The organism is Thalassospira sp. MCCC 1A02898 (assembly GCF_001618185.1).
GTDB lineage: Bacteria > Pseudomonadota > Alphaproteobacteria > Rhodospirillales > Thalassospiraceae > Thalassospira > Thalassospira tepidiphila.
The window spans coordinates 65,703-87,822 of record NZ_LPXK01000002.1; the positions used below are offsets into that span (position 1 = coordinate 65,703).

Below are 22,120 nucleotides of genomic sequence, written 5' to 3' on the forward strand. Positions count from 1 at the left end.
CAGAGGCCCTTATGGGCGTGCGATCTTGCCAAGAAGATGCGCAATGATCCGGCGATACAAGTCCATTCCCAGAACCACATCCTCAACCCCGGCATCGATATTGGGGTTGTCATTCACCTCGATCACCATCGGGCCATAGGGCGTTTCCTTGACATCCACGCCATAAAGGCCGTCGCCCATCAAACGTGCAGAGGCAAGGGCCGTGGCAACGATGTCGGCAGGGGCATCTTCGACTGCAAGGGTTTCAAACCCGCCTTCCTCATAGCTTTTGCCATCATCTTCGTGTTTGACGATCTGCCAGTGGCCCGGTGCCATGAAATAGCGGCTGGCAAAGATGGCTTCACCGCCCAGAACGCCAATCCGCCAGTCAAAGGTGGTTTCGACATATTCCTGAATGACGAGAAGTTCGGAGTTCTTGAACATCTCGGTCGCGACTTCGTTCAGGTGGTCTGGCGATTTGACCTTGCGCACCCCGCGCGAGAAACAGCCATCGGGCACCTTCAAAACCGACGGGAAGCTGAATTGCTTTGCGATGTCGGGAATGCGGCGCTTATCGAAAATCGCACTTTTGGGTGCCGGGATGCGGTGTGTGCGCAGCAATTCGGCCAAATAGACCTTGTTGGTACAACGTAGCATCGAGTCCGGATCATCAATCACCGGAATACCTTCCTTTACCGCCCGCTTGGCAAAGCGATAGGTATGGTGATCAAGGGCGGTGGTTTCGCGGATCAAAAGGGCATCAAATTCGGAAAGATGATGAAAATCCTTGGCCGTAATCAGCTCGGCCTTGGCCCCAAGATCGGATGCGGCCTGCACGAAATTGGCCAGCGCTTCTTTATCCGATGGAGGCAGGACTTCATCCGGGTCATGCAGGATCGCGACAAGGGCTGTCGGCGGGGTGACGTTACCCTGCTTGCGCACACGCCCACGCAAATAGGCACGGAGTGCGGCCTCGAACTCGACAAGTTTGTCGTCATCAAGCTGGCTGATCGACGGGGCTTCGATTTCGCGCAAAATTCTGCGGTCCTGCTTGTTCAGATGCAGGCGCAGGATCGGGCAGCGGAACTGATCAAAGGCGCGTTCGCCAATCTGACGGAACTTCTTGTTGGCGGTTCGCCCGAAATAGACATCGATATGATCCGGGGCCTGATCAGGTGTCTGGCCGGATTTTTCCAGTGCCTCGATGATTTGCGGGCTGAGTTCCGCACGCGCAGTTTTCTGAAGCCGTTTCCAGTTCAGATCCAAAAGAACATCGGCCTCGGGAATGACGCGTTCTGCGCGGGCTGCCGCTAGAAGGCTGCAATAATAACCGCGCGAAAGATATTCATAGGACTGGCAAAGGTTGATCACACGCCGGTTGCGCACACCATGATCAAGGGCCAGATAATCGCGCACCCGCATCACACGGGCCCCCGATACGGCAAAGCGTTGATCTGACAGACGGTCGACCAAAATCAGTGGCGCACCGGTGGCAACCGCCGGGCTGACAGCGCTTTCGCCGTCATAAAGTGCGTGTTCAAGGCGGATGCCATCACTGCCATCCTCGTAATATCCTGGAAGGTCGGCAATCCGGACATAGCCATGGCGTTCATAAAGATTGCGCGCAGTTTCGTTGGTCACACGGACTTCAAGGCGCATGCGCGTGCATCCCGCATCCATCGCCAGATTTTCAAGGCCAGCCAAAAGCTGTGTGCCCAATCCCTTGCCGCGCCAGTCTTTTGCAATCGCCAGCGAGTAAATCCGTGCTGTAACCGTATTGGTGCGCAGCAACAGCAAACCATACCCGACAATTTCAGGATGATCGGCATCACCGGCGTCTGCAACAAGAAGGCGCGCGCTGGCCTGACGCAGGAACCGCGAAAAAGAAGCCCGCGAAATCAGATCGCTTTCGAAATTGCCGCTTTCAAGCGCGCAAAGACCATCAAGGTCGTCGCGCACGGCTGCACGGATGATGACAGTATTGGTCTGGGGCAAAGTCACTGTGCAGCTCTCCTACGATGAGGGTAAATATGTTGCGCTCAACTTCCGGTACGCCCAAAGATCGTTCGTCGCAAGCGCATTTATTGTTCATAGCCATGCCTTTTTTTCATGGATCATGGCACAGGTCACACTCGACCAGTGCGTCCAATGAAAATAAGGTGTTTTCATTGGGCCTGCTGTGAAACATTTAATCATCCTGATCGTTTGCACTTATATAAACAAGAGATCAGAAACAAACAGGTTGGCGTACGTTGCACTGCGTCCGCAAAGCTTTCAAGGGCAAGATGGTTTGAATAAACGCATCCTAGACACATCTCCGATCCTCAGGCGCAGGTTTGCAATCGTTCCGCTTTTATTGGCGGGCTCGATGCTTTCGGCGTGCACCTCGGACGAGGGCTTAAGTGGTGTGCTTGGCTTTGGCGACGGCGCTGATAGCGAGATTGCGCAAAATGATCTGCAACAAACCATCCCCTATGAAGTCGAAATTGCCGGCATTGATCCCCAGGAAGAAAATCTGATTGCGGCGTTGGATGGGGTCAGTACGGCGCGCCGTTTGCAGTCGCGCCCGACCGCTTCGCGCGCGGGCCTGCAACGCCGCGCTGAAGACGACGTCGAACGGTTTCAGGCTGTTCTGCGGTCGAAGGGATTTTATGACGGGCAGATCACCTTTGAAATTAATGAAAAGGCCGCCGCAGATACATCAAGCGCGCCAGCCCAAGACGTACCTGAAGCTGGTTCAGAACAAGATCCGGCCGATGGCCAGTCCGGGGATGATGCATTGGCATCAACATCCGAACAGCCAACCCCACTGGTTCTGACCTATAATATCGATGTCGGCACACCTTATCTGATTTCGGCGGTGAACCTTGTGATCACATACCCCGATCGTGTGGTGGAACGCCATGCGACGGATAAGGAACTTGAAAAGACCCGCCTTGAGATCGGGCAGCGCGCGACCGCGGAGCCGATCATTCTGGGCGAACAATACGGTGTCGATATCCTGCGTGAACAGGGTTACCCGCTTGTGGAGGCTGGCAAGCGAACCGTATTGGCCGACACCGCGCAAAAAACCATTACGATCAATTATGCCTTTGAAACCGGGCCGCAGGCCGATTTTGGCAAGATTACCGTTAATGGTGCAGAGGATGTCGATGCGGACTTCATCGCAGGATACCGCAGTTGGCGGTCGGGTGAGCAATATCATCCCGATCAGGTGCGCACCACGCGCCGCGATCTGGCGCAAACCAACCTGTTTGACAGTGTGATCGTCAAGGTTGCCGGTCCGGTAAACGACGATGGCGAAATCCCGGTTGAGATCGAGGTGGTTGAACGCAAAATGCGTTCGATCGGCGGCGGGGTGAATTTCTCGACCGCCGATGGTCCTGGTGCCAACGCGTTCTGGGAACATCGCAATCTGTTTGGTGCGGGTGAACGTCTGCGGCTGGGGATTGATGTTTCAAGCCTTGAACAAGGTCTGTCGGCAGAATTCAAAAAGCCGCAGTTTCTTGAACGGCGTCAGTCCTTTGTCGCCGAGGCCAACGCCAAAAACAACGATACTGACGCCTATAAGGGTTCAACGCTTGATAGCTTTGCCGGTATCGAACGGCCGCTTTGGGAAAACTGGACAACCACATTTGGTGTCACTGCGGAATATTCCGACCTGACCGGATCAGACTCCCCGAACGAGGAATTCTATCTTGCCGGTTTGCGGGGCATCTTGCGCCATGACAACACCGACAATCCCCTTGATCCGAGCCGGGGGAACCGTTTTGAAATCAACGTATCGCCCTATATGGGGCTGACCGACAAGGATACCGGTTTCACCACCGTGTCAGTCGTCGGGTCGCAATACCTGTCGATTGACGACGAGGGCGACTATGTCCTGGCAGCCCGTGCGCGCACCGGTACCATTATCGGCGAGGATCGCGGAAACCTGCCGTCGAACAAACGCTATTATTCCGGTGGTGGCGGATCAATCCGGGGCTACGAATACCAGAAAGTCGGTCCTCTTGATGATGATAATGATCCGCTGGGCGGGCGTTCCGTACTGGAAGTCGGTGCCGAATTCCGCGCCCGTGTGACCGAAAGCTTTGGCATCGTGCCATTCATCGAAGGTGGTAACGTTTATGCCAGATCCGAACCTGAAGACATCAGTCTTCTATGGGCTGCCGGTCTTGGCTTCCGTTATTACACCGCGGTCGGGCCGCTGCGTTTTGATGTCGCAGTACCACTTGATAAACGCGACAACGTTGATGACGATTTTCAATTCTATATCAGTCTGGGGCAGGCATTTTGACCGGGTCTGACACGTCACCACCGAATAATCCCAAACGTTCCGCATCGCGCCGTTCTTCGACAAAGTGGCTGCGCTATGGTGCCTATGGTCTGGGCGGGGCTGTGCTTGGACTTGCCGGCCTGATTGCCGTTGCCGGGACCGGTCCGGTATTGCGGATGGTAACCCCGATGATCAACGAGGCCGTATCCGCCGCAACCGACAGCGAATTTGCGCTTGGCCGGGTCGAAGGCAGTTTGTGGACGGAATTGACCCTTGATCAGGTGACGATGGATCGCGCCACAGACGGGTTGCATCTTGATATCAATGATATCGAATTTGACTGGTCGCCGACCGCACTTTTGGCTGGTCGGTTGCAAATCAATCAGATCAGTCTGGCAACGACCAATGTCATTTTGCCCGACGGCACCGCACCGGAAACGGTTGAGGAAGAGGACGAAGACAGCGGTGGCTTTGCCCTGCCACTGGCGGTTTCGCTTGACGCGCTTGAGCTTGGCGAAATTGCCATTGTTGATCAGGTTACCGGTAACAGTTTCCTCTATAGCCTGAACGGGCGGGCAAAGGTTGGCACAAACCTGTCTGCGACAGCCTTTCTGGATTTGCAGCCACGTGATGGCGGTACCGACCGGATAAAACTTGATCTGGATTTTGACGGCCCCGGACAACATCTTGCAGCCGAGATTGATGGGTTGTTGGGGCGCGAAGGGCTTGTCATGACCCTGGCTGGCGTTGATCCGGCCAGCGCAACCGATATCAAGATTGCGCTTAATGGCGATGGTCCGGCCAATGACTGGAAAGGCACGATTGACCTGTCGGCGGCGGGCTATGCATCGCTTACAAGTGACATTGGCGTTCAACTGTCTTCGGATTTTGTGGCATTTACGCTCGACGGTGCGCTGTCACCGCAGGAACGCATAAGCGAACAACTGCCTGCAAGCATGGATAAAGAAGTCGCACTGGGCGTTGGCGGGGCATTTGATCAATCAGAACAAATCCTTTCGTTTGATCGCATTTCCATCGCAATGGCAGATGTGCTGGCGCTGTCTGGCACAACGGAACTTGACCTTGAAGACAGCCTGATGACGGCCGATTTAACGGCCGATATTGATCCTGCAATGTCGGCACTTATTGACGATGCAGTTTCATGGGCGGAACTTGGGCTTTCCGTTCAGGTCAATGGCAATCTTTCGATGCCTGGTGTCTCGCTGCGGGTAAATGGCCGTGATGTGAAAACGCCTGTGTCGCGTATTGGCGACATCGCCTTGCAGGCCGATATGGCAGCCCCCGATGACGCGGATGAGCCACTTGACGCAACCGTCGCATTTTCTTCCACCGGCACGGATTGGGATGATCCGAATCTCGGCGCGTTTCTGGGCGCGGCGCAGGACATGTCGTTTGATGCGCGGATGTCGCCGGACTTTGCCGATATTGCGATCCGCAATCTGGCGTTGAACACGCCTGATATGACGCTCCGCGGGCAGGCGGACGTTAACGAGGATCTGGTCGTCACGACATCAAACATCGTGGCCGATATCCGCGATCTTGCGATTTTTGCGCCGATTTCGGGGCTTGATCTGCGCGGGCAGGGGCAGGTTGCCTTGCCCGGCCTGACCTGGTCAGAGACCAGTGGTCTGGAAACCGGGATCGAGGTTTCAGCCAGTCAGGCCGGTTTCGGGATCGCCGATCTTGATCGTATCGTCGGGCCCGAGCCCCGTATTACGGGCGATGTGACACTTGCGCCTGATCTTGATCTCAGCGTTGATGTCAGCGCACTTGATACCGCAATGATTGACGGTCCGCTGATGCTTCGAATTACAGAGGCATTCGAGAAACTGTCGCTTGAAAGCACGCTTGATATTGCATCTGGTGCCGTGCCGCCGGATCTGGGCATTGAAATGGCCCCGGCAAAGCTGACAGCCAATCTCGAAGGTGACTTGGCGGCACCCCCGGGGACGTTTGAATTAAGTGTTCCAAGCCTTGCTGTTTCGGGTCAGGAATTCTCCGATATCGTACTGACCAGCCGCATGACGTGGTCAGATCAAGCTATTCTGTCGCTTGTCAATAATGGCAACTTCACCTTTGCTAACCGACCATACGAAGTGGCTGCAAATCTTGTCCTGCCCGAAGATGCGCTTCGCGTTGAGCAGATATCGCTTAAAGGCGAACATGTCGCGTTGAGCGGCAATATTGCCTTGCCCGACTACAGCATTCCAATGCGCGGTGATGTTACGCTGTCAAATCTCGATGCCGAATTTCTCGATCAGTTTGGTGTGAGCTTGGTGAACGGCACCGTGACGGCCGATATTGCCCTTCGTCCGGATGGTCAACGCCAAAGCATTACGGCAAACGCATCGGCCAAGGGCCTGCGGATGGCAAGCACAGATGGCACCAATCCGACGATGATCGAGGATGTTGAGCTGACCGCGACGGTCGGTAATGCGTTTGACGTGCCGGAAATTTCAGCGGAACTGGATGGCCGTGACATTATTGCCGGATCAATTGCCGTTGGCGAGATTACCGTTGACGTTGACGGCGGCATGGACGCGCTTACCATCACGCTGACGAGTTCGGGTCTTTATCAGGGCAATGTACCGATTTCGACCGACTTGGCTGCTGATCTTTCGCTTGGCAATGATATCGCTGTGACGGCCAATCGGCTTGAAGCGATCATTGGCGATCAGACGATTGAGCTTCGAAAACCACTGGAACTTGTTTTGCGTGAAAACGGGCGGCAGCAACTCGACGCCGACCTGACCGTTGGCACCGGCCATCTTGTCGCAAGCCTTGATCAGGAAGCCGGGCAAAAATCCATTTCGGGTGAGCTCCACCTTAATGATTTTGATCTTGGTCCGTGGGGGCGTATTTCCGGCTTTGACGGGCTGAGCGGCACCGCAAATCTTGATGCGTCCTTGCGTGAAACACGCGGGAACTTGCCAAGTGCGCAGGTCAATGGCCGCATTTCCGGCATCACGGCAAAGGCAGTGGCGGGGCTGAAGCCCTTTGAAATGCGGCTTGATATCACGCTTGAGGAAGGCAAACTTGCAGGGCAGGCGTCTCTTGGCAATGGCGATGTCGAAGCACTGACAGCCGAAGGCAATGTTCCGCTTGCGATTTCTGTGCTTGAACAGGAATTCAGCCCGGATCTTGCTGCGCCGGTTTCTGCCCGCGTGCGTGTGAATGGTCAAATTGCCGAATTCTGGCCTTATGTCCCGGCACCCGATCATCAGCTGTCGGGCAAGATCAAACTTGCGCTTGATGTCGCTGGGACGCTTGATGATATCCGTTGGAACGGGGATGTTGCGCTTGCCAATGGACGATATGAAAACCTCGAATATGGCACCATCCTTGATCAGATGACGCTTGAGGGCACCTTTGATCAGGCGGGTCTTTCCATTCCGTCCATTACGGCCACGGATGGTGGCAAAGGCACTGTTGATGCATCGGTTGATCTTGATCTGCTTGACGGTGGCGAGATGCGCTATGATGTTTCGGCTGATCTGCGAAACGTTGCCGTATCACGTAAGGATGAACTGCAATTCTGGGCGGATGTAAAAGCCAGCGTGACCGGATCCCAGTCGGAGGCCGATATCCAAAGCACGGTGTCGGTCCTGCGCGGGGAGGTCGATCTGACCCTGGCCTTGCCGGAATCGGTTCCGACCATCGAGATTGAAAATCTGCCGGACGCCGCGCAGGTCGAAAAGGCCGAGGATACACAGGAAGCTGACGACGCCTTTACCGGCAATCTTGATGTCACCGTTGATATCCCGGGGCGCCTGTTTGTGCGCGGCAAGGGACTTGATTCCGAGTGGGGCGGTCGACTTGAGATTTCCGGCACCACCGATGATCCACGCATCACCGGGCAGCTATCGGCCCTGCGCGGGCAGCTTGATGTCATCGGCAAAACATTTGTGATCCGGGATTCTCAGATTACCTTTGCCGGTGCGTCGCCCCCTGATCCGATGCTTGATATCGAAGGGGTTTATACCACCGAAGATCTCGTCGTGACCGCAGGCTTCCAAGGGCCGTCAAGCGATCCGGAACTGGTGTTGTCGTCCAATCCGTCCTTGCCGGAAGACGAAATCCTTTCTCAGGTCCTGTTTGGCAAATCACAGGGCAGCCTGTCGGCAGTCGAGGCCGTGCAACTGGCAAGTGCCCTGAACGAACTTTCTGGCGGTGGTAGTGGTCTTGATGTGGTTGGCAGCATCCGACGCTTTATCGGTGCAGATGTCCTGCGCGTCGGTGGCGGCGAAGACGGGCCGGAGGTCAAGGTTGGCAAATACCTGACAGAGGGGGTCTATGTCGGCACCAAGGCCGGTTCAACGCCTGGATCAAGCGGCGTCGAAGTCGAGATTGAAGTCACGCCAAATATCAGTGTCACCAGCGAAAGCACAGAAATCGATAGCAAGGCTGGCGTTCAATTCAGACTTGATTACTAAGGCAGCTCAAATCTTAGTCGCCGATGGGTTGGTGCCCGGTTGGGGGATTAACCGTCAGCAGCGACGAGCGAATACGTCGCAGCTTTTCCTTGGCCTGATCGGGCATCCGTCGTGCCACGGCCGTCGCAATCACGTCGATTGTTGCCAGAAACGCATGGCGCGTGGCGGTTGGTTTATAGATGTCGGGGTTTTCCGGCATATTGATTGATATGACCAAGTCACTCTCGGCGGCAAGCGGACTGTCAGGGTTGGTCAATGAGATGACCTTGGCACCATATTGGCGCGCAATGGCAGCGGAATGGATGATTTCCGTCGGGCGACCACCGGTGGAAATCGCGAATATCACGTCCTCTGCGCCAAAGGTCGAGGCCAGCATCCGCTGCAAATAGCCGTCGCTTTGCGATTGTGCCGGAATTCCCAGCCGGAAAAAGCGGTTTGCGGCATCAAACGCCACAGTGGTCGATCCACCCCCAACCCCGAAAAACGCCACCTGACGTGCCTTGACCAGAATGTCGGCAGCCTGGTCAATTTGATCGGAGGATAACTGATCACGCAGCAGACGCAGGTTATCAATGATCACGCCCAGAACATGGTTTGACAGGACATCTGCGGCGGTTGTGTCATCTGAAATGTCTTCGGATGTCAGATACTGAATGCTGACAGCAAGGTTTTGCGCCAGACGGATTTTAAAATCGCGAAATCCGTCGCACCCCAAGGTGCGGCAAAACCGAATGACGGTGGGTTCGCTGACCCCGACATTTTTCGCCAGATCGGACAGGGCGATGGTTGTGACATCTTCCAGATGTGCGCTGACATAGTCCGCGACCAGTTGTTCGCGGTTCGGGAATTTGCCCGACTGGCTGCGCAGCAGGCTGATGATGTCGGCGGTTTGTTGCATGGAATCGACCTGATCCGTCTATCTGGTTTGGTGTGTCAAAACCGACACCTTATTGGGAACTAACATTATTTCCGTTTGCAGGCGATAGCCACCATTTCAATTTAAGCGTCATGTCAGTACCCCGCACGCGTGTTTTCTCACATCAAATATCATCGTTTTGCCCGACATTAACCCGGTCGAAATTGACCATGTAGTTATTCAATGCACGAGACGGCGAGGTTGCTGTTTCGGGCTTTGGGGCGTTTGGATCTCGGACGCCTTAATCCTTGATCCGATTGGTGAATTTCCTGCTTGAAAGTCTGGTCGAAACAGGGTCGCTGCGAAATCTTATAATGTAGTTAAGCTACTTATAGCAGTTTAAAAGTCAGTTTAAGAGCAAAAATATGAAACTTTGGAGATAAATAATGTAGACAAACTACAAAATGGACCTCAGTATGTAGAAAAATTACATAACATTTGATCAGTGGAGAGTTTGGCGGAGATGGCTTTACGCCGTATTGAAACCACAGCTGCAACCGCAAGCTGGTGCCTGAATTGGGTGGTTGAACGCATCATAGCGGTTCTGATGCTTGTTCTTGTTCTGGACGTCTGGCTGGGTGTCGTTGACCGATACTTATTTCATTGGCAACTGCCATGGCCGGAAGAACTGGCCCGCTATCTGATGATCTGGGCGGCACTTCTGGCGATCTCGGCCGGGATTGCGCGGCGCGAACATATCGGGATTGGCATGTTTGTTCTAAGCCTGCCGATGCCGATCCAGCGCACAATCCTGTTTCTGGTGGATCTGATTGCGCTCGCAGCCTTCCTTTACCTTGCGATCTATGGATTTGATTTCGCCCAAGGCGGTATGCGCCGTCAGGCGATGATTTTCGGCATGTCACTGGCACTGCCTTATGCCGCCGTGCCGGTTTCGGCATTGCTTGCTGCCATTCAGCTCCTCCTCGTTGCCTTGCGTGATCAGGGCCGTTTTGTCCCGGTTGATCTTGCGGAGGGCGCAGAATGATCGTCGCCATTATCTTTGTCGTTCTGATGGTTCTGGGCATGCCGATTGGCTTTGCCCTGGGTGTGGCAGGCGTTGTTGGCCTGTTTGACATGGGCGGGGGGATGTTCTTGTCCCAGGGCCCAAGCAAGGTCTTTAACGGGCTGAATGTCTTCCCGTTCCTTGCCATGCCGTTCTTTATTCTGGCTGGCGAAATCATGAACCATATCGGCATTACCAGCCGGTTGGTGAAATTCGCCCAGGCACTCGTCGGGCACATGCGGGGCGGGCTGGCCCATACCAACATGCTGGCATCTGTTTTCTTTGCCGGTCTAACCGGTGCCGCAACCGCCGATGCCGCAGCCTTTGGCAAGACGCTGGTACCTGCCATGGTCGAACGCGGATATCGCCGGGATTATGCCTGTGCGGTGACTGCCGCCGGATCGATCATTGGGCCGACCATTCCGCCATCGGGTTTGATGGTTGTTTATGGATCACTGATGGGCGTTTCAATCGGGGGGCTGTTTGCCGCCGGTATCCTGCCCGGACTTATGATCTGCCTGATCTGCATGACGGTGATTGCCGTTACCGCACGATCCAAGAATCTGCCGAAAAATGAACGCCGCGCGTCGCTTTTGGAAGTCTGGAAGATTTTCAAATCATCGATCACCGCACTGATCATGCCATTGATCATTCTGGGCGGTATTCTTGGCGGGATCGTCACCCCGACCGAGGCCGCATCGGTTGCGGTGGCCTATGCCCTGTTCATTGGTGTGTTTGTTTACCGCGCGCTTAGCTTTGCTGATTTCTTCAGGATGTTGGTGCGCACAGCACGTGTGACCGGGGTGATCTTTGTGATCATTGCCTTTGCGTCGATCCTTGGCTGGTGGCTGAGCTTCAACCGCATCCCGCAAGAAGTCGCGACCATGGTTCTGGGCGTTTCAGAAAATCCCTACATCGTGATTTTCATGATTGTCGGTCTGCTTTTGATGATCGGCATGGTGATGGATATCAACGCCATCCTGATCATTCTGGCCCCGGTTCTGGTGCCGCTGACCGTTCAGATCGGCATGGACCCGATCCATGCCGGGATCATCTTTATCCTCGCACTCAACATCTCGCTGATGACGCCGCCTGTCGGGGCCTGTCTGTTTGTCCTGTCATCCGTCACAGGTGAAAAGCTTGAAAAGATTGCCGCACAACTTTGGCCATTCCTTTTGGCCGAGCTGGGCGTGCTGTTCCTGTTTGCCTTCTGGTCGGACCTTGCCCTCGTGATACCGCGATTGCTGGGCTTCCGCTAAGTCATCGGGATGAATATAGCCCCGGTCAGGTCCGGGCTGGGGCGCACACCACAATAACGCCGGACACATAAAGTCGTTAAATCAAGGAGAGGTAGAAATGAAAACCGTAAAGCGTTTGGGCGCAGCCGCCCTTGCAACCGCGATGCTGATGGGCAGCACCTCGATGGCATTCGCCGAGCCGAAGGTTCTTAAATTCGCGCACGACAACAAGACCGACCCGTTTGAAAACCCGGCACATGCCTGCACGGCTGTTTTCGCCAACATCGTCGAAGCCGATACCAACGGTGAAATCGAAGTCGAAGTTTATCCGTCCAACCAGCTTGGTTCGGCTGCCGAACATGTTCAGATGGTCCGTGATGGCCTGATCCAGGGTACCCTGACCTCGACCGGTGCACTGGCGTCTTACTATCCGCGTATTGATGTTCTGAACCTTGCCTTTGCGTTTGATAGCAACGCATCGACCTATGACGTGTTTGATGGTCCGTTTGGCGAGACGCTTGCAAGCGACATCGAAGGCGAACTGGGTGATGTGAAGGTTCTTGGCTTCCCGGATACCGGCGGGTTCTTTGCTGTGACCAACTCGCAGCATTCGATTGCAACGCTTGAAGATTTCAAGGGTATCCGCATTCGTACCATGTCGCTGCCATCCCATCAGAAAATCATGCAGGCCCTTGGTGCCGAAGCATATCCGATGGCCTGGGGCGAAGTTTATGCCGGTCTTCAGACTGGTGTGATCGATGGTCAGATGAACCCGGTTCCGACCGTGACCTTTGCCAAGTTCAACGAAGTTCAGGGCTACCTGACCCTGACCAACCACCTGTTCTCGCCATACACCATGATGCTGTCGAAGGCATTCTGGGATGACCTGACCGCCGATCAGCAGAAAATCATTCGTTACGCTGCACAGTCTTGCGTTGTTGCAAGCCGTGGCGTGTCACGCGTGATCGAGGCATCTGATCGTGGTCTTGCCGGCCTTAAGGACAAAATGGAAATCACCGCGCTGTCGGCTGAGGACCGTGAAAAGTTCAAAGAGGCAACCCAGCCGGTCGTGGTCAAGCACGTTCAGGAAAGCCTTGGCGATGAAGGCGTCAAACTTCTGAACCTGTTCAAGGAAGAAGTCGAGAAGGCCAACGCCAACCGTTACATGGAATAAGCCATTCCAATTGCCGAAGGGGCGGGGTTCTCGCCCCTTCGGAATTCTTTAGCTGATATCAAAAGACCAATAACAAAGGCACGGGCCATGCGGATTTTTTGCGCCTCGATTGCAACCGAGACCAATACATTTTCACCTTTGCGCACTGATTTTTCCGATTTTCAGGAAAGCTTTTATGCCCCGCCGGGCCAGCATCCGGTCACCCCGACACTGTGCAGTGCCGTCTTTACCGAAGGCCGCCTGCGTGCCGCCAAGGAAGGCTGGGATCTGATCGAAGGAACCGCGACATGGGCGGAACCGGGCGGGTTGGTCAACCGTCAAACCTATGAGCAGTTGCGCGACGAGGTGCTTGGCCAATTGCGTGCGGCCATGCCGGTCGATGGCGTGATCCTTGGTCTGCATGGCGCAATGGTGGCCCAGGATTATCTTGATTGCGAAGGTGATCTGATTGCGCGCATTCGCGCACTGGTCGGCCCTGATGTCGTGATTGGCACAAGCTTTGATCCGCACAGTCATTTGACCGCGAAACGCATTGATAACGCTGACATTATTGTCGCGTTCAAAGAATTCCCCCATACCGATTTTGTCGAAACCGGCCGGGCTGTGGTTGATCTTGTATTGCGCACATTGCGCGGCGAAATCAAACCGACCAAGGAAGTTTTTGACTGCCATATGATCGAGGTCCTGCCCACCTCGCGCGAACCGATGCGGTCTTTCATTGACCGGGCAAAGGCAATGGAAGGAACAGGCAATATCTTGTCGGTATCCTTCATTCACGGATTTATGGCCGGTGACGTGCCCGATCTTGGGGCCAAGGTCATTGTCACCACCAACGATAACCCTGCGGAAGCCAGGCAGATAGCACGAAACCTGGGGGTTGAGTTGTTTGGTTTCCGTGGGGCCACCCGGCCTGATTTTGCCAAACCCGATGATGCGCTTGATCAGGCGCTGGCATCCGATGCCAAACCGATTGTCCTGACCGATGTCTGGGATAATCCGGGCGGTGGTGTTCCGGGCGATAGCACCATTTTGCTGCGGGCCGTGATCGAACGCGGACTTAACGATTATGCCTTTGGCACCCTGTGGGATCCGATGGCGGTACGGACCTGTTTTTCCGCGGGCGAGGGTGCGGTTTTACCCCTGCGTTTTGGCGGGAAAACCGGTGCCCATGCCGGTGCGCCGATTGATGCCGAGGTCCGGGTCAAAACCTTGAAACGCGATGCCTGGCAGTATTTCGGTGAAAGCATCGTTCCGCTTGGCGATTGCGCCGTGATCATCCTGCCCGACGGGGGGGAGGTGATCCTCAATACCAACCGGTCGCAAAGCTTTGATCCCAGCCTGTTTTCCAACATGGGTATCGATCCGGTATCGAAGAAATACCTGTTTATCAAATCGACGAACCATTTTTATGACTCGTTTGCCAAGATCGCGGGCGAGATCATTTATGTCGATGTGCACGGACCATACCCGTCCGACCCGAAAACGAACGGATATCGTCATTTGACCCGCGCCCTGTGGCCGATTGTCGAAGATCCGTTCGAAAAGAAGGCCGGTTAGAAAGTTTACCTTGTGCCAGTCGCAAGCGGTTCAAAAGCCACACATTCGAGCCGTTAAAAGTCTCCCTGCAAGGGACTGGTCAAGGATTGGGGCCATGATTGGGTTTAACGCCCGGTCATGGCTCTTTTTTTGCGGGAGCGATCTGTACGCGTTGGTGAGTTCGGTTAAAAGCACCATCTATTTTGCGAAGTGTTTGCAAACAATCCGAAATTAAAGAAAGATTGAACCGGGCGAGATCGTTTTCACCGATAATAATGAGGTTCCGATGGCTTGGGGCGGTTTCACAGCAGCAGAGCTTGAATGGCAATATAATCCGCGCGAAACCGTGCCGGACTTCATGACCCATTTTGAACGGTTCGTGAAACTGTCCGACGAAACCCGCGCCCAGCTTGGCGGCAAGATTGATGTGCGCTATGGCGACGGGCCCAAGGAAACCATGGATATCTTCATGGCATCCGATCCGGGCGCACCGGTGCATGTGTTTTTCCATGGTGGTTATTGGCGCAGTCAGGACAAAAAGGATTATGCCTTTGTCGCGCGTGATCTGGTCGCCGCCGGGTTCACGGTCATCTGCCCGAATTATGATCTGTGCCCGGATGTAACCGTGGCCGACATCACCGAAGAAGCCGTGCGCGCGATTACCTATATTTATCAGCATATCGAAGAATTTAACGGCGACCGCGACCGGATTTCGATTTCGGGCCACTCGGCGGGTGGTCAGATCGTCGCCCGCCTTGCCACACATGATTGGGCCGAAACGCTTGGCGATGCGATGCCGTTTGAGGCCATTGTACCGATTTCCGGTGTTTTTGATCTTGAACCGATCCGCCACACGACGATCAATGATGATGTCCGGCTTGACGAAGCGTCAGCTGCCGACAATTCACCGATGCTGGATGGCGTGCCGCTTGATGCGCGTTTGATGGTGGTCGTCGGCGGTAATGAAAGCCCCGAATTTGTCCGCCAAAGCGATGCCTATGGTGCTTATTGCGGCAGTGCCGGGCTTAAGGTTTCGGTCTACAAGGCATGGGGTGCAAACCACTTTACCGTGCTTGAAGAAGTGTTCCTTGGCACCGGATCCCTGTTTGGCACGCTCAAACGGTTTTTGTTGCCGTAAATCGCGCTGAAATTCCTTCAAAACAGCATAAAAAACTGCTGGTCTTCCTGTGACGTGCGTGGCTCAACGTGGTATAAAATATGACCGCTACCGCGCTGAAAACAAAAATGCTTATACAGGAAGGCCCATGCGTTTCATTACTGCCGAAGATATCGAAAAATTCGTCTCGCCCCGTGATCTGGTCGAAGCCCTTCGCGACGGGTTTAAACAAGGCTGCGAAGCACCCCTGCGCAGTCATTTCAACATGGAACGCAGTAACGAGGATGACGCAACCTTCCTGATCATGCCAGCCTGGCAAAAGGATGGCGCAGCAGGTGTAAAAATCGCCGCCGTCGTGCCGGGCAATTCGGCGCGCAATCTTCCGGCTGTTTCCGGCACCTATGTTTTGCTCGATGCCGTTACCGGCCAGCCATCCGCCGTCATTGATGGCACCAAACTGACCACGCGCCGTACGGCTGCCGCATCCGCATTGGCATGCGACTATCTGGCGCGCAAGGACACCAGCGACATGGTCATGGTCGGGTCCGGGGCGATGGCCCCCCAATTGATCAAGGCACATGCATCAGTTCGCCCGATCAAGAATGTCACGATCTGGAACCGCAATCCCGAAAAGGCCGCAAAACTCGCGACCGAGATTGCCGAATTGGGCTTCACCGCCAAGGGCACGGATGACCTCGAAGGGGCGTGCAAGACGGCCGATCTGATTTCATGCGCAACCCTTTCGACCGCGCCACTCGTACATGGCGACTGGCTGCGTGAAGGTACGCACGTTGATCTGGTCGGCGCGTTCAAGCCAACCATGCGCGAAACCGATGACGCCGTCATGCAAAAGTGCCGCATCTATGTCGATAGTTTCGAAGGGGCGAGTGCCGAAGGCGGCGACGTCGTTCAGGCCATCGACAGCGGGGCGATTGCGAAATCCGACATCATCGGCGATCTGTTCGGCCTGACCCGCGGGCAGGTCAAAGGCCGTGAATCTGATACGGAATGCACGGTCTTTAAATCGGTTGGTCATTCGCTTGAAGATTTCGTCGCGGCGGTCGCAGTCGTAAAGGCCGTCGAAAAATGATCAGCACCGATCTGTTTGCGCCTGAACCGCTTGAAGCCTTTCGCGGGCATATCAAACCCGAATGGATTGATTTCAACGGCCATATGAATGTCGGTTATTACGTGGTGGCATTCGATCTGGGATCGATGGCGTTTCTTGATGCGGTGGGGATGGGATATAGCTATCCCGAACGGCGCGGCGGATCGACCTTCGGGCTTGAAATGCATGTGACCTATGATCGCGAAATTCATCAGGATGATCCATACGTGATCCATACCCGTGTTCTGGATTGCGATCAGAAACGCATTCACATGTATCATGAAATGCGCCATGGCACTGAGGGCTGGCTGGCCGCGACCAATGAAATCATCACCATGCATATCAACATGAAGGAGCGGCGTTCGGCCCCGTTCCCCGATGACATCATGGAAACACTAAACAAGATCAAGGACGCGCACGCCAATTTACCCATCCCGTCCGGGGTTGGTCGCAAGATCGGTATTCGTCGCAAATAATCAAAAACCCCGCATCATCAGATCGCGGGGTTTTGTTTTGGTCTTTGCGATGAGTCTTAGGGGCGGGTTGCCATATAAAGCCTGCATATCTCGCCAGAATGATTGACATCCTGATCGCGCAGATAAGTCAGGCCGAGCTTTTCAAGCATCCGAACAGACGCGACATTGTCGGGCAGGCAATAGCCATAAATCTTGTCAAACCCGTAGTGATGCCAGCCATGATTGATCAGTGCCGAACTGACTTCATAGGCATATCCCTTGCCCTGATGGGCCTCGGTCACGGCATAGCCGATATCAGGGGCATCAAGCGTGTCACGCTTTACAAAGCCGATCAGGCCAATCGGGCTTTTGCTGTGTTTTTCCAGTGCAACGCACATCCCAAAGCCAAGCTTGTCATAGTTTTCCCGAAAACGCAGATCGATATAATCTCGCGCCGCCTGAAGGTCATGAATGTTGCGATCACCGATAAACCGAAGCCATCCGGGCTCATTTAGCAGCTGAAGAATGAACGGGGCGTCGTCATGTGTGGCTTCTCGCAAAATTGTGCGTTCGGTTTGAACGATCATCACTGAACTGTCCGTGTTACGGTGGCATCAAGAAGGATATTATCGGGGACTATCTGAAATAGCAGTATGATTTCACCCCTCAAAGGTCAGGAGAATGACAATGCCCGGAAAACCGATCAAGGTGACATTTGAAGGGGCCCATGGTGCCGAACTGGCCGCACGGCTAGACCTGCCGACCGGGCCGGTCAAGGCCTATGCGCTGTTTGCCCATTGTTTCACCTGTACCAAGGATCTGATTGCCGCCCGCAAAATTGCCGAGGCGCTGACGATTGAGGGCATCGGTGTGTTGCGGTTTGACTTTACCGGCCTGGGTGGATCGGGCGGTGATTTCGCCTCGACCAACTTTACATCCAACCTTGATGACCTTGAACGTGCGGCCGATTTCCTGCGTGACGCGTTTGAGGCCCCGAAACTTCTGATCGGACATTCACTTGGTGGGGCAGCGGTTCTGGCCGTGGCTGATCGCATCAAGGAGGCAACGGCGGTTGCAACCATTGGCGCACCGGCAGATGTTCATCACGTCACCCATAACTTTGCCGATCATCTTGATGAAATCCGCGAAAAGGGCGAGGCCGAAGTTTGCCTTGGCGGGCGGCCGTTTGTCATTCGCAAGCAGTTTGTCGATGACCTTAGTGGATATGATCTGCCAACACAGGTGGCAAAGATGAAAAAGGCGCTTCTGGTGCTGCATGCCCCGCTTGATCAGACTGTCGGGATTGAAAATGCGGGCAAGATTTTTGATGCGGCCAAGCATCCCAAAAGCTTTGTCTCGCTTGATCAAGCCGACCATTTGCTGAGTGATCCTGATGATGCGCAGTACACCGCGTCCGTGATTGCCGCATGGGCCAAGCGATATCTGCCGGAAGGCAAATCGGCAAAACCGGATATCGGCGAAGGTGTGATTGTCCGTGAAACCGGTCTTGGCAAGTTCCAGTCGATGGTCATGGCGGGCAAGCACCGCCTGCTGGCCGACGAGCCGGAAAAGGTCGGCGGGCTCGATAGTGGGCCTTCGCCCTATGATTATCTGTCAACCGCCCTTGGCAGTTGCACGGTGATGACGATCCGGATGTATGCCGATCATAAGGGGATCCCGATTGATTCCATCCGTGCCGAAGTCCTGCATCAAAAAGTCCATGCCGATGATTGTGCGGAATGCGGCGAACAGCATTCGGCAAAAGGTGGCAAGATTGACCGGTTCGAGCGCATCATCCGGTTCACCGGCGATCTGGATGATGCCACCCGTCAGCGTTTGGTCGAGATTGCCGATAAATGCCCGGTGCACAGAACGCTGGAGGCGACATCCCTGATCGTCACGCGCGAAGACCGGGTTTAGCCCACCAGATTTCCGATGAAACAAAAAAACGCCTGACCGGTTTCCCGTGTCAGGCGTTTTTTAATTGGTGCCAAAGTGACTTACGGCTTGGCCGCAATCACAATGAACTCAACCAGATAATCCGGGGTGGCAAGCTTTGCTTCGCCGCAGGCGCGACCCGGGGTGTGACCCTGCGGGACCCATGCATCCCAAACGGCGTTCATTGCGGCAAAGTCTTTCATGTCGGCAAGCCAGACGGTGGTCGACAGGATGTTTTCTTTGCTCGAACCGCATTCGGCCAGAAGCGCATCAACCTTTTCAAGGCATTCCTTGGTCTGGTTGGTGATGTCGCTATCGGGGTTACCAACCTGACCGGCCAGATAGATGGTGTTGCCATGGACAACGGCCTGGCTCATACGCGGGCCGGTGTGAAGACGCTGGATGCTCATGAAACGCTCCTTGTTAAAGCATTGGATATATTATTCGAATTGAGATTTAGGTAGCACGCTTTTGTACGCCGCACCAGTCGGCAATGAACAGGGCAAGAACCTCGGTGACTTCCATCATCGACGCAATCGAAACCCGTTCGTCAATCCCGTGAATACGTTCGGCCTTCGGGCCATAACAGGTGGCCGGGATATTGCCATAAATCTGGAAAAAGCGCGCATCGGTCGTCGCGGTCGAGGCAAGGTTTCTGATCTCCTTGCCGGTCACTTCCTGATGAATGTCGCCAATCATCGACATCATCGGATGATTTATATCCATCTCGCAGCCTTCAGCCTGGAAACCGCGATAGGTGATCTCGATCTTGGCCCCTTTGCAAGCCGGGTGGTTATCAAGCGCGCTTTGTTTGACGGCCTCAACGGTTTCGCGCACCTTTTCAAGCTCCATGCCCGGATAGAACCCAACACGGATATCAGCGGTGCAAACCGGCGGCACGGTGGACGCCCATTCACCGCCTTCAATCTTGCCCAGATTGAAGTTCACCGGATGGACATGCGCGCCAAACGCCGCATGACGGTGGGTCGGGTGGTTCCAGATTTCCTCGACTTCCTTCAATGTTTCAAAGAAACCAAAGGCCGCCTCAATCGCGTTGCTGCCTGCTGAGGTATCGAGAACATGTGCCGGGCTGCCCGATACATGGATCTGGAACCACATGACACCGAGCTGGGCGGTCATCAGGGTCTGGTTGAACGGTTCGGGAATGATGGCGCAATCGGCCTTGTATCCGGCATGCAGGCAGGCCAGCGCGCCATTGCCGGTACATTCTTCCTCGATCACCGATTGCAGGGTAACGGGGGCAGCCGGTTCAAGACCAATATCGTGCAGCGCCTGAAGCGCATGGCAATAGGCAATGATCCCGGCCTTCATATCGCCCGCCCCACGCCCGTAAATCCAGTCATCCTCGACATGCGGCGTGAAGGGCCCAAACCGCCACTGTTCCGCCGGGCCAGTCGGCACGACATCCATATGACCATTGAGGATCAGGCTGCGCCCCGTCGGGTTTTGCGGGCGGTGCAGGCCAACAACGTTTTCACGCCCGTCATAGCCGTCAATCACCGGCGGCGAAAAGCCCGGCTGATCACGGAGGGCGCTGATATCAATCTTGACCCGTTCAACATCCAGCCCCATCGCCGCAAACTTGTCGGCAATCCAACCTTGCGCGGATGCTTCGTTGCCAAGCAGGCTGTCATGACGCACCAGCGCGCACAAATCATCAATCGCACTTTGGGTGCGCTTTGAAACAGCTTCGCGAAGGGCCGCGCGATCAAAGTCTAACATTGGTGGTTCTCCAAAACGGCCGGTTCTGATGATTTATTTGCCGGTGGCGAGGGTGGGGCGGGTTGCAGACAGGGCATCTTTGGTAATGCCAAGCTTTTCCATCTGCGGCGGTACACCGTTTCCGGTGATGATGCTTGCGGCATATTCGCCCATGGCCGGTGCGGTTTGAATACCGTAACCGCCTTGACCCGCCAGCCAATAGAAACTGTCATCAGCCGGATCAAAGCTTGATACCGGATCGCCATCGGCAAAGAAGCTGCGCAATCCGGCCCAGCTTTCACCCGGACGGCGGACCTCGATGCTGGTAGCGGTCATCAGGCGATCAATGGTAATCGCGATATCAAGTTCTTCGGGCTGGACATCATGCGGCTCGGTCGGTGTGGTGTCGGCCGGGGACACCAGCAAGCGACCGGCATCTTCCTTGAAATAAAGCGTCTCATCGAGGCTTGCGACCAACGGCCAGCCATGCGGTTTGACGTCAGCGGGAACATCCACCATTACTGCCGTGCGGCGTTTGGGAACGATGCCAAGCGGCTTGATCCCGGCCTTGGTTGCGATCTCGTCGGCCCAGGCACCCGCAGCATTCACAACGATATTGCCGGTATAGACATCACCCTTGGCCAACGTGACCTGCCATTTGCCGTCTGCCTTGCCAATCGCGCTGACATCGGTCTTGGTGATAACCGAACCGCCAAGCGCCTTGAACTGGCGAATAAAGCCCCAGTGAAGCGCATGCACGTCAATATCCATGGCATCCGGTTCATAGGCCGCCTTGGCCACCCGGTCGGTATGAATGACTGGCACAATTTCCTTAAGTTCATCGGGCGTCAGTTCAACAAAGTTCGCCCCGTTTGCGCGACCCTCAGTCAGGATGGCATCAAGTTTGGCTTCTTCGCCCGGGGCAGCGGTCATGATGATGCCGCGCGGGGTCAGGATCGGGTTTTCGGTAAATCCGTTTGGCGGGGTGATGAAGAAAGCCCGGCTGGCGGTCGACATCTTGCGGATGATCTTCGGGCCATAGGTCTCGCTATAAAGGGCTGCTGAGCGGCCCGTGCTGTGATAGCCCGGCTGGTCTTCGCGTTCGAGAACCGTGACGGATTTGCCCGCCTTGGCCAAAAAGAATGCAGCTGACATTCCGGCAATGCCGCCGCCGATGATCAGGATGTCCGAATGTGTCATGTGG

Annotated in this window: 16 protein-coding genes; 10 read left to right on the forward strand and 6 right to left on the reverse strand. The window is 55.0% G+C overall.

Annotated features, from left to right (window positions below):
- Positions 1 to 9: 9 nt before the first annotated feature.
- On the reverse strand, positions 10 to 1,980 hold the full coding sequence (locus AUQ41_RS04165; RefSeq protein ID WP_063086906.1) for a GNAT family N-acetyltransferase: 1,971 nt from the start codon (positions 1,978 to 1,980) through the stop codon (positions 10 to 12).
- A 367-nt stretch (positions 1,981 to 2,347) separates the two neighbouring features.
- Here AUQ41_RS04165 and AUQ41_RS04170 point away from each other — a divergent pair, with 367 nt between their 5' ends.
- Positions 2,348 to 4,276 (forward strand): autotransporter assembly complex family protein, encoded by a 1,929-nt coding sequence (locus AUQ41_RS04170; protein ID WP_063086907.1) that lies wholly within the window; start codon positions 2,348 to 2,350, stop codon positions 4,274 to 4,276.
- Entirely contained in the window at positions 4,273 to 8,709 is a 4,437-nt protein-coding gene (locus tag AUQ41_RS04175) for a translocation/assembly module TamB domain-containing protein (protein ID WP_063086908.1), read from the forward strand. The genes AUQ41_RS04170 and AUQ41_RS04175 overlap by 4 nt, the downstream gene beginning before the upstream one ends.
- Positions 8,710 to 8,722: 13 nt before the next feature.
- Here the strand turns inward: AUQ41_RS04175 and AUQ41_RS04180 are convergent, their stop codons facing one another.
- Positions 8,723 to 9,607, reverse strand: a complete 885-nt coding sequence (locus AUQ41_RS04180; RefSeq protein ID WP_063086909.1) for a MurR/RpiR family transcriptional regulator — start codon at positions 9,605 to 9,607, stop codon at positions 8,723 to 8,725.
- Between the two features lie 481 nt (positions 9,608 to 10,088).
- Here AUQ41_RS04180 and AUQ41_RS04185 point away from each other — a divergent pair, with 481 nt between their 5' ends.
- The 7 genes from AUQ41_RS04185 to AUQ41_RS04215 all read left to right on the forward strand — a co-directional run bounded on the left by AUQ41_RS04185 (position 10,089) and on the right by AUQ41_RS04215 (position 17,277).
- A complete protein-coding gene (locus tag AUQ41_RS04185) occupies positions 10,089 to 10,610 on the forward strand; it encodes a TRAP transporter small permease (protein ID WP_063086910.1) in 522 nt (173 codons plus the stop codon).
- Positions 10,607 to 11,887: a TRAP transporter large permease gene (locus AUQ41_RS04190; protein ID WP_063086911.1), complete on the forward strand. Its 1,281-nt coding sequence runs from the start codon at positions 10,607 to 10,609 to the stop codon at positions 11,885 to 11,887. The genes AUQ41_RS04185 and AUQ41_RS04190 overlap by 4 nt, the downstream gene beginning before the upstream one ends.
- Before the next feature lie 97 nt (positions 11,888 to 11,984).
- Positions 11,985 to 13,040 carry a DctP family TRAP transporter solute-binding subunit gene (locus AUQ41_RS04195; protein ID WP_063086912.1) on the forward strand — a complete coding sequence of 352 codons (1,056 nt, stop codon included), beginning with the start codon at positions 11,985 to 11,987 and terminating at the stop codon, positions 13,038 to 13,040.
- Between the two features lie 87 nt (positions 13,041 to 13,127).
- On the forward strand, positions 13,128 to 14,597 hold the full coding sequence (locus AUQ41_RS04200; protein ID WP_063086913.1) for a M81 family metallopeptidase: 1,470 nt from the start codon (positions 13,128 to 13,130) through the stop codon (positions 14,595 to 14,597).
- A 265-nt stretch (positions 14,598 to 14,862) separates the two neighbouring features.
- On the forward strand, positions 14,863 to 15,714 hold the full coding sequence (locus tag AUQ41_RS04205) for an alpha/beta hydrolase (protein WP_063086914.1): 852 nt from the start codon (positions 14,863 to 14,865) through the stop codon (positions 15,712 to 15,714).
- A gap of 127 nt (positions 15,715 to 15,841) precedes the next feature.
- Positions 15,842 to 16,783 (forward strand): ornithine cyclodeaminase family protein, encoded by a 942-nt coding sequence (locus AUQ41_RS04210; protein ID WP_063086915.1) that lies wholly within the window; start codon positions 15,842 to 15,844, stop codon positions 16,781 to 16,783.
- Positions 16,780 to 17,277, forward strand: coding sequence for a thioesterase family protein (locus tag AUQ41_RS04215; protein ID WP_063086916.1), 498 nt, complete (start codon positions 16,780 to 16,782; stop codon positions 17,275 to 17,277). The genes AUQ41_RS04210 and AUQ41_RS04215 overlap by 4 nt, the downstream gene beginning before the upstream one ends.
- Positions 17,278 to 17,333: 56 nt before the next feature.
- Here the strand turns inward: AUQ41_RS04215 and AUQ41_RS04220 are convergent, their stop codons facing one another.
- Positions 17,334 to 17,843, reverse strand: a complete 510-nt coding sequence (locus tag AUQ41_RS04220) for a GNAT family N-acetyltransferase (protein ID WP_063086917.1) — start codon at positions 17,841 to 17,843, stop codon at positions 17,334 to 17,336.
- A gap of 100 nt (positions 17,844 to 17,943) precedes the next feature.
- On the opposite strand from AUQ41_RS04220, the gene AUQ41_RS04225 reads away from it, so the two are divergent.
- Complete coding sequence (locus tag AUQ41_RS04225; protein WP_063086918.1) at positions 17,944 to 19,176, forward strand: bifunctional alpha/beta hydrolase/OsmC family protein; 1,233 nt, start codon at positions 17,944 to 17,946, stop codon at positions 19,174 to 19,176.
- A gap of 80 nt (positions 19,177 to 19,256) precedes the next feature.
- On the opposite strand, the gene AUQ41_RS04230 is transcribed toward AUQ41_RS04225, so the two are convergent.
- From AUQ41_RS04230 to AUQ41_RS04240, 3 genes are read right to left on the reverse strand one after another with little or no spacing between them, the layout of a single operon-like run.
- Positions 19,257 to 19,604, reverse strand: a complete 348-nt coding sequence (locus AUQ41_RS04230; RefSeq protein WP_008891872.1) for a RidA family protein — start codon at positions 19,602 to 19,604, stop codon at positions 19,257 to 19,259.
- Between the two features lie 46 nt (positions 19,605 to 19,650).
- A complete protein-coding gene (locus AUQ41_RS04235; RefSeq protein WP_063086919.1) occupies positions 19,651 to 20,937 on the reverse strand; it encodes an ArgE/DapE family deacylase in 1,287 nt (428 codons plus the stop codon).
- Positions 20,938 to 20,970: 33 nt separating this feature from the next.
- On the reverse strand, positions 20,971 to 22,116 hold the full coding sequence (locus AUQ41_RS04240) for an FAD-binding oxidoreductase (protein ID WP_063086920.1): 1,146 nt from the start codon (positions 22,114 to 22,116) through the stop codon (positions 20,971 to 20,973).
- Positions 22,117 to 22,120: the final 4 nt, after the last annotated feature.

Bases quoted from the DNA above. Each gene is read 5' to 3' on its own strand.
- AUQ41_RS04215 (WP_063086916.1), top strand. From the start codon at position 16,780: ATGATCAGCACCGATCTGTTTGCGCCTGAACCGCTTGAAGCCTTTCGC.
- AUQ41_RS04220 (WP_063086917.1), bottom strand. From the start codon at position 17,843: ATGATCGTTCAAACCGAACGCACAATTTTGCGAGAAGCCACACATGAC.
- AUQ41_RS04205 (WP_063086914.1), top strand. From the start codon at position 14,863: ATGGCTTGGGGCGGTTTCACAGCAGCAGAGCTTGAATGGCAATATAAT.
- AUQ41_RS04240 (WP_063086920.1), bottom strand. From the start codon at position 22,116: ATGACACATTCGGACATCCTGATCATCGGCGGCGGCATTGCCGGAATG.
- AUQ41_RS04190 (WP_063086911.1), top strand. From the start codon at position 10,607: ATGATCGTCGCCATTATCTTTGTCGTTCTGATGGTTCTGGGCATGCCG.
- AUQ41_RS04210 (WP_063086915.1), top strand. From the start codon at position 15,842: ATGCGTTTCATTACTGCCGAAGATATCGAAAAATTCGTCTCGCCCCGT.
- AUQ41_RS04235 (WP_063086919.1), bottom strand. From the start codon at position 20,937: ATGTTAGACTTTGATCGCGCGGCCCTTCGCGAAGCTGTTTCAAAGCGC.
- AUQ41_RS04230 (WP_008891872.1), bottom strand. From the start codon at position 19,604: ATGAGCATCCAGCGTCTTCACACCGGCCCGCGTATGAGCCAGGCCGTT.
- AUQ41_RS04195 (WP_063086912.1), top strand. From the start codon at position 11,985: ATGAAAACCGTAAAGCGTTTGGGCGCAGCCGCCCTTGCAACCGCGATG.
- AUQ41_RS04180 (WP_063086909.1), bottom strand. From the start codon at position 9,607: ATGCAACAAACCGCCGACATCATCAGCCTGCTGCGCAGCCAGTCGGGC.
- AUQ41_RS04200 (WP_063086913.1), top strand. From the start codon at position 13,128: ATGCGGATTTTTTGCGCCTCGATTGCAACCGAGACCAATACATTTTCA.
- AUQ41_RS04225 (WP_063086918.1), top strand. From the start codon at position 17,944: ATGCCCGGAAAACCGATCAAGGTGACATTTGAAGGGGCCCATGGTGCC.
- AUQ41_RS04170 (WP_063086907.1), top strand. From the start codon at position 2,348: ATGCTTTCGGCGTGCACCTCGGACGAGGGCTTAAGTGGTGTGCTTGGC.
- AUQ41_RS04185 (WP_063086910.1), top strand. From the start codon at position 10,089: ATGGCTTTACGCCGTATTGAAACCACAGCTGCAACCGCAAGCTGGTGC.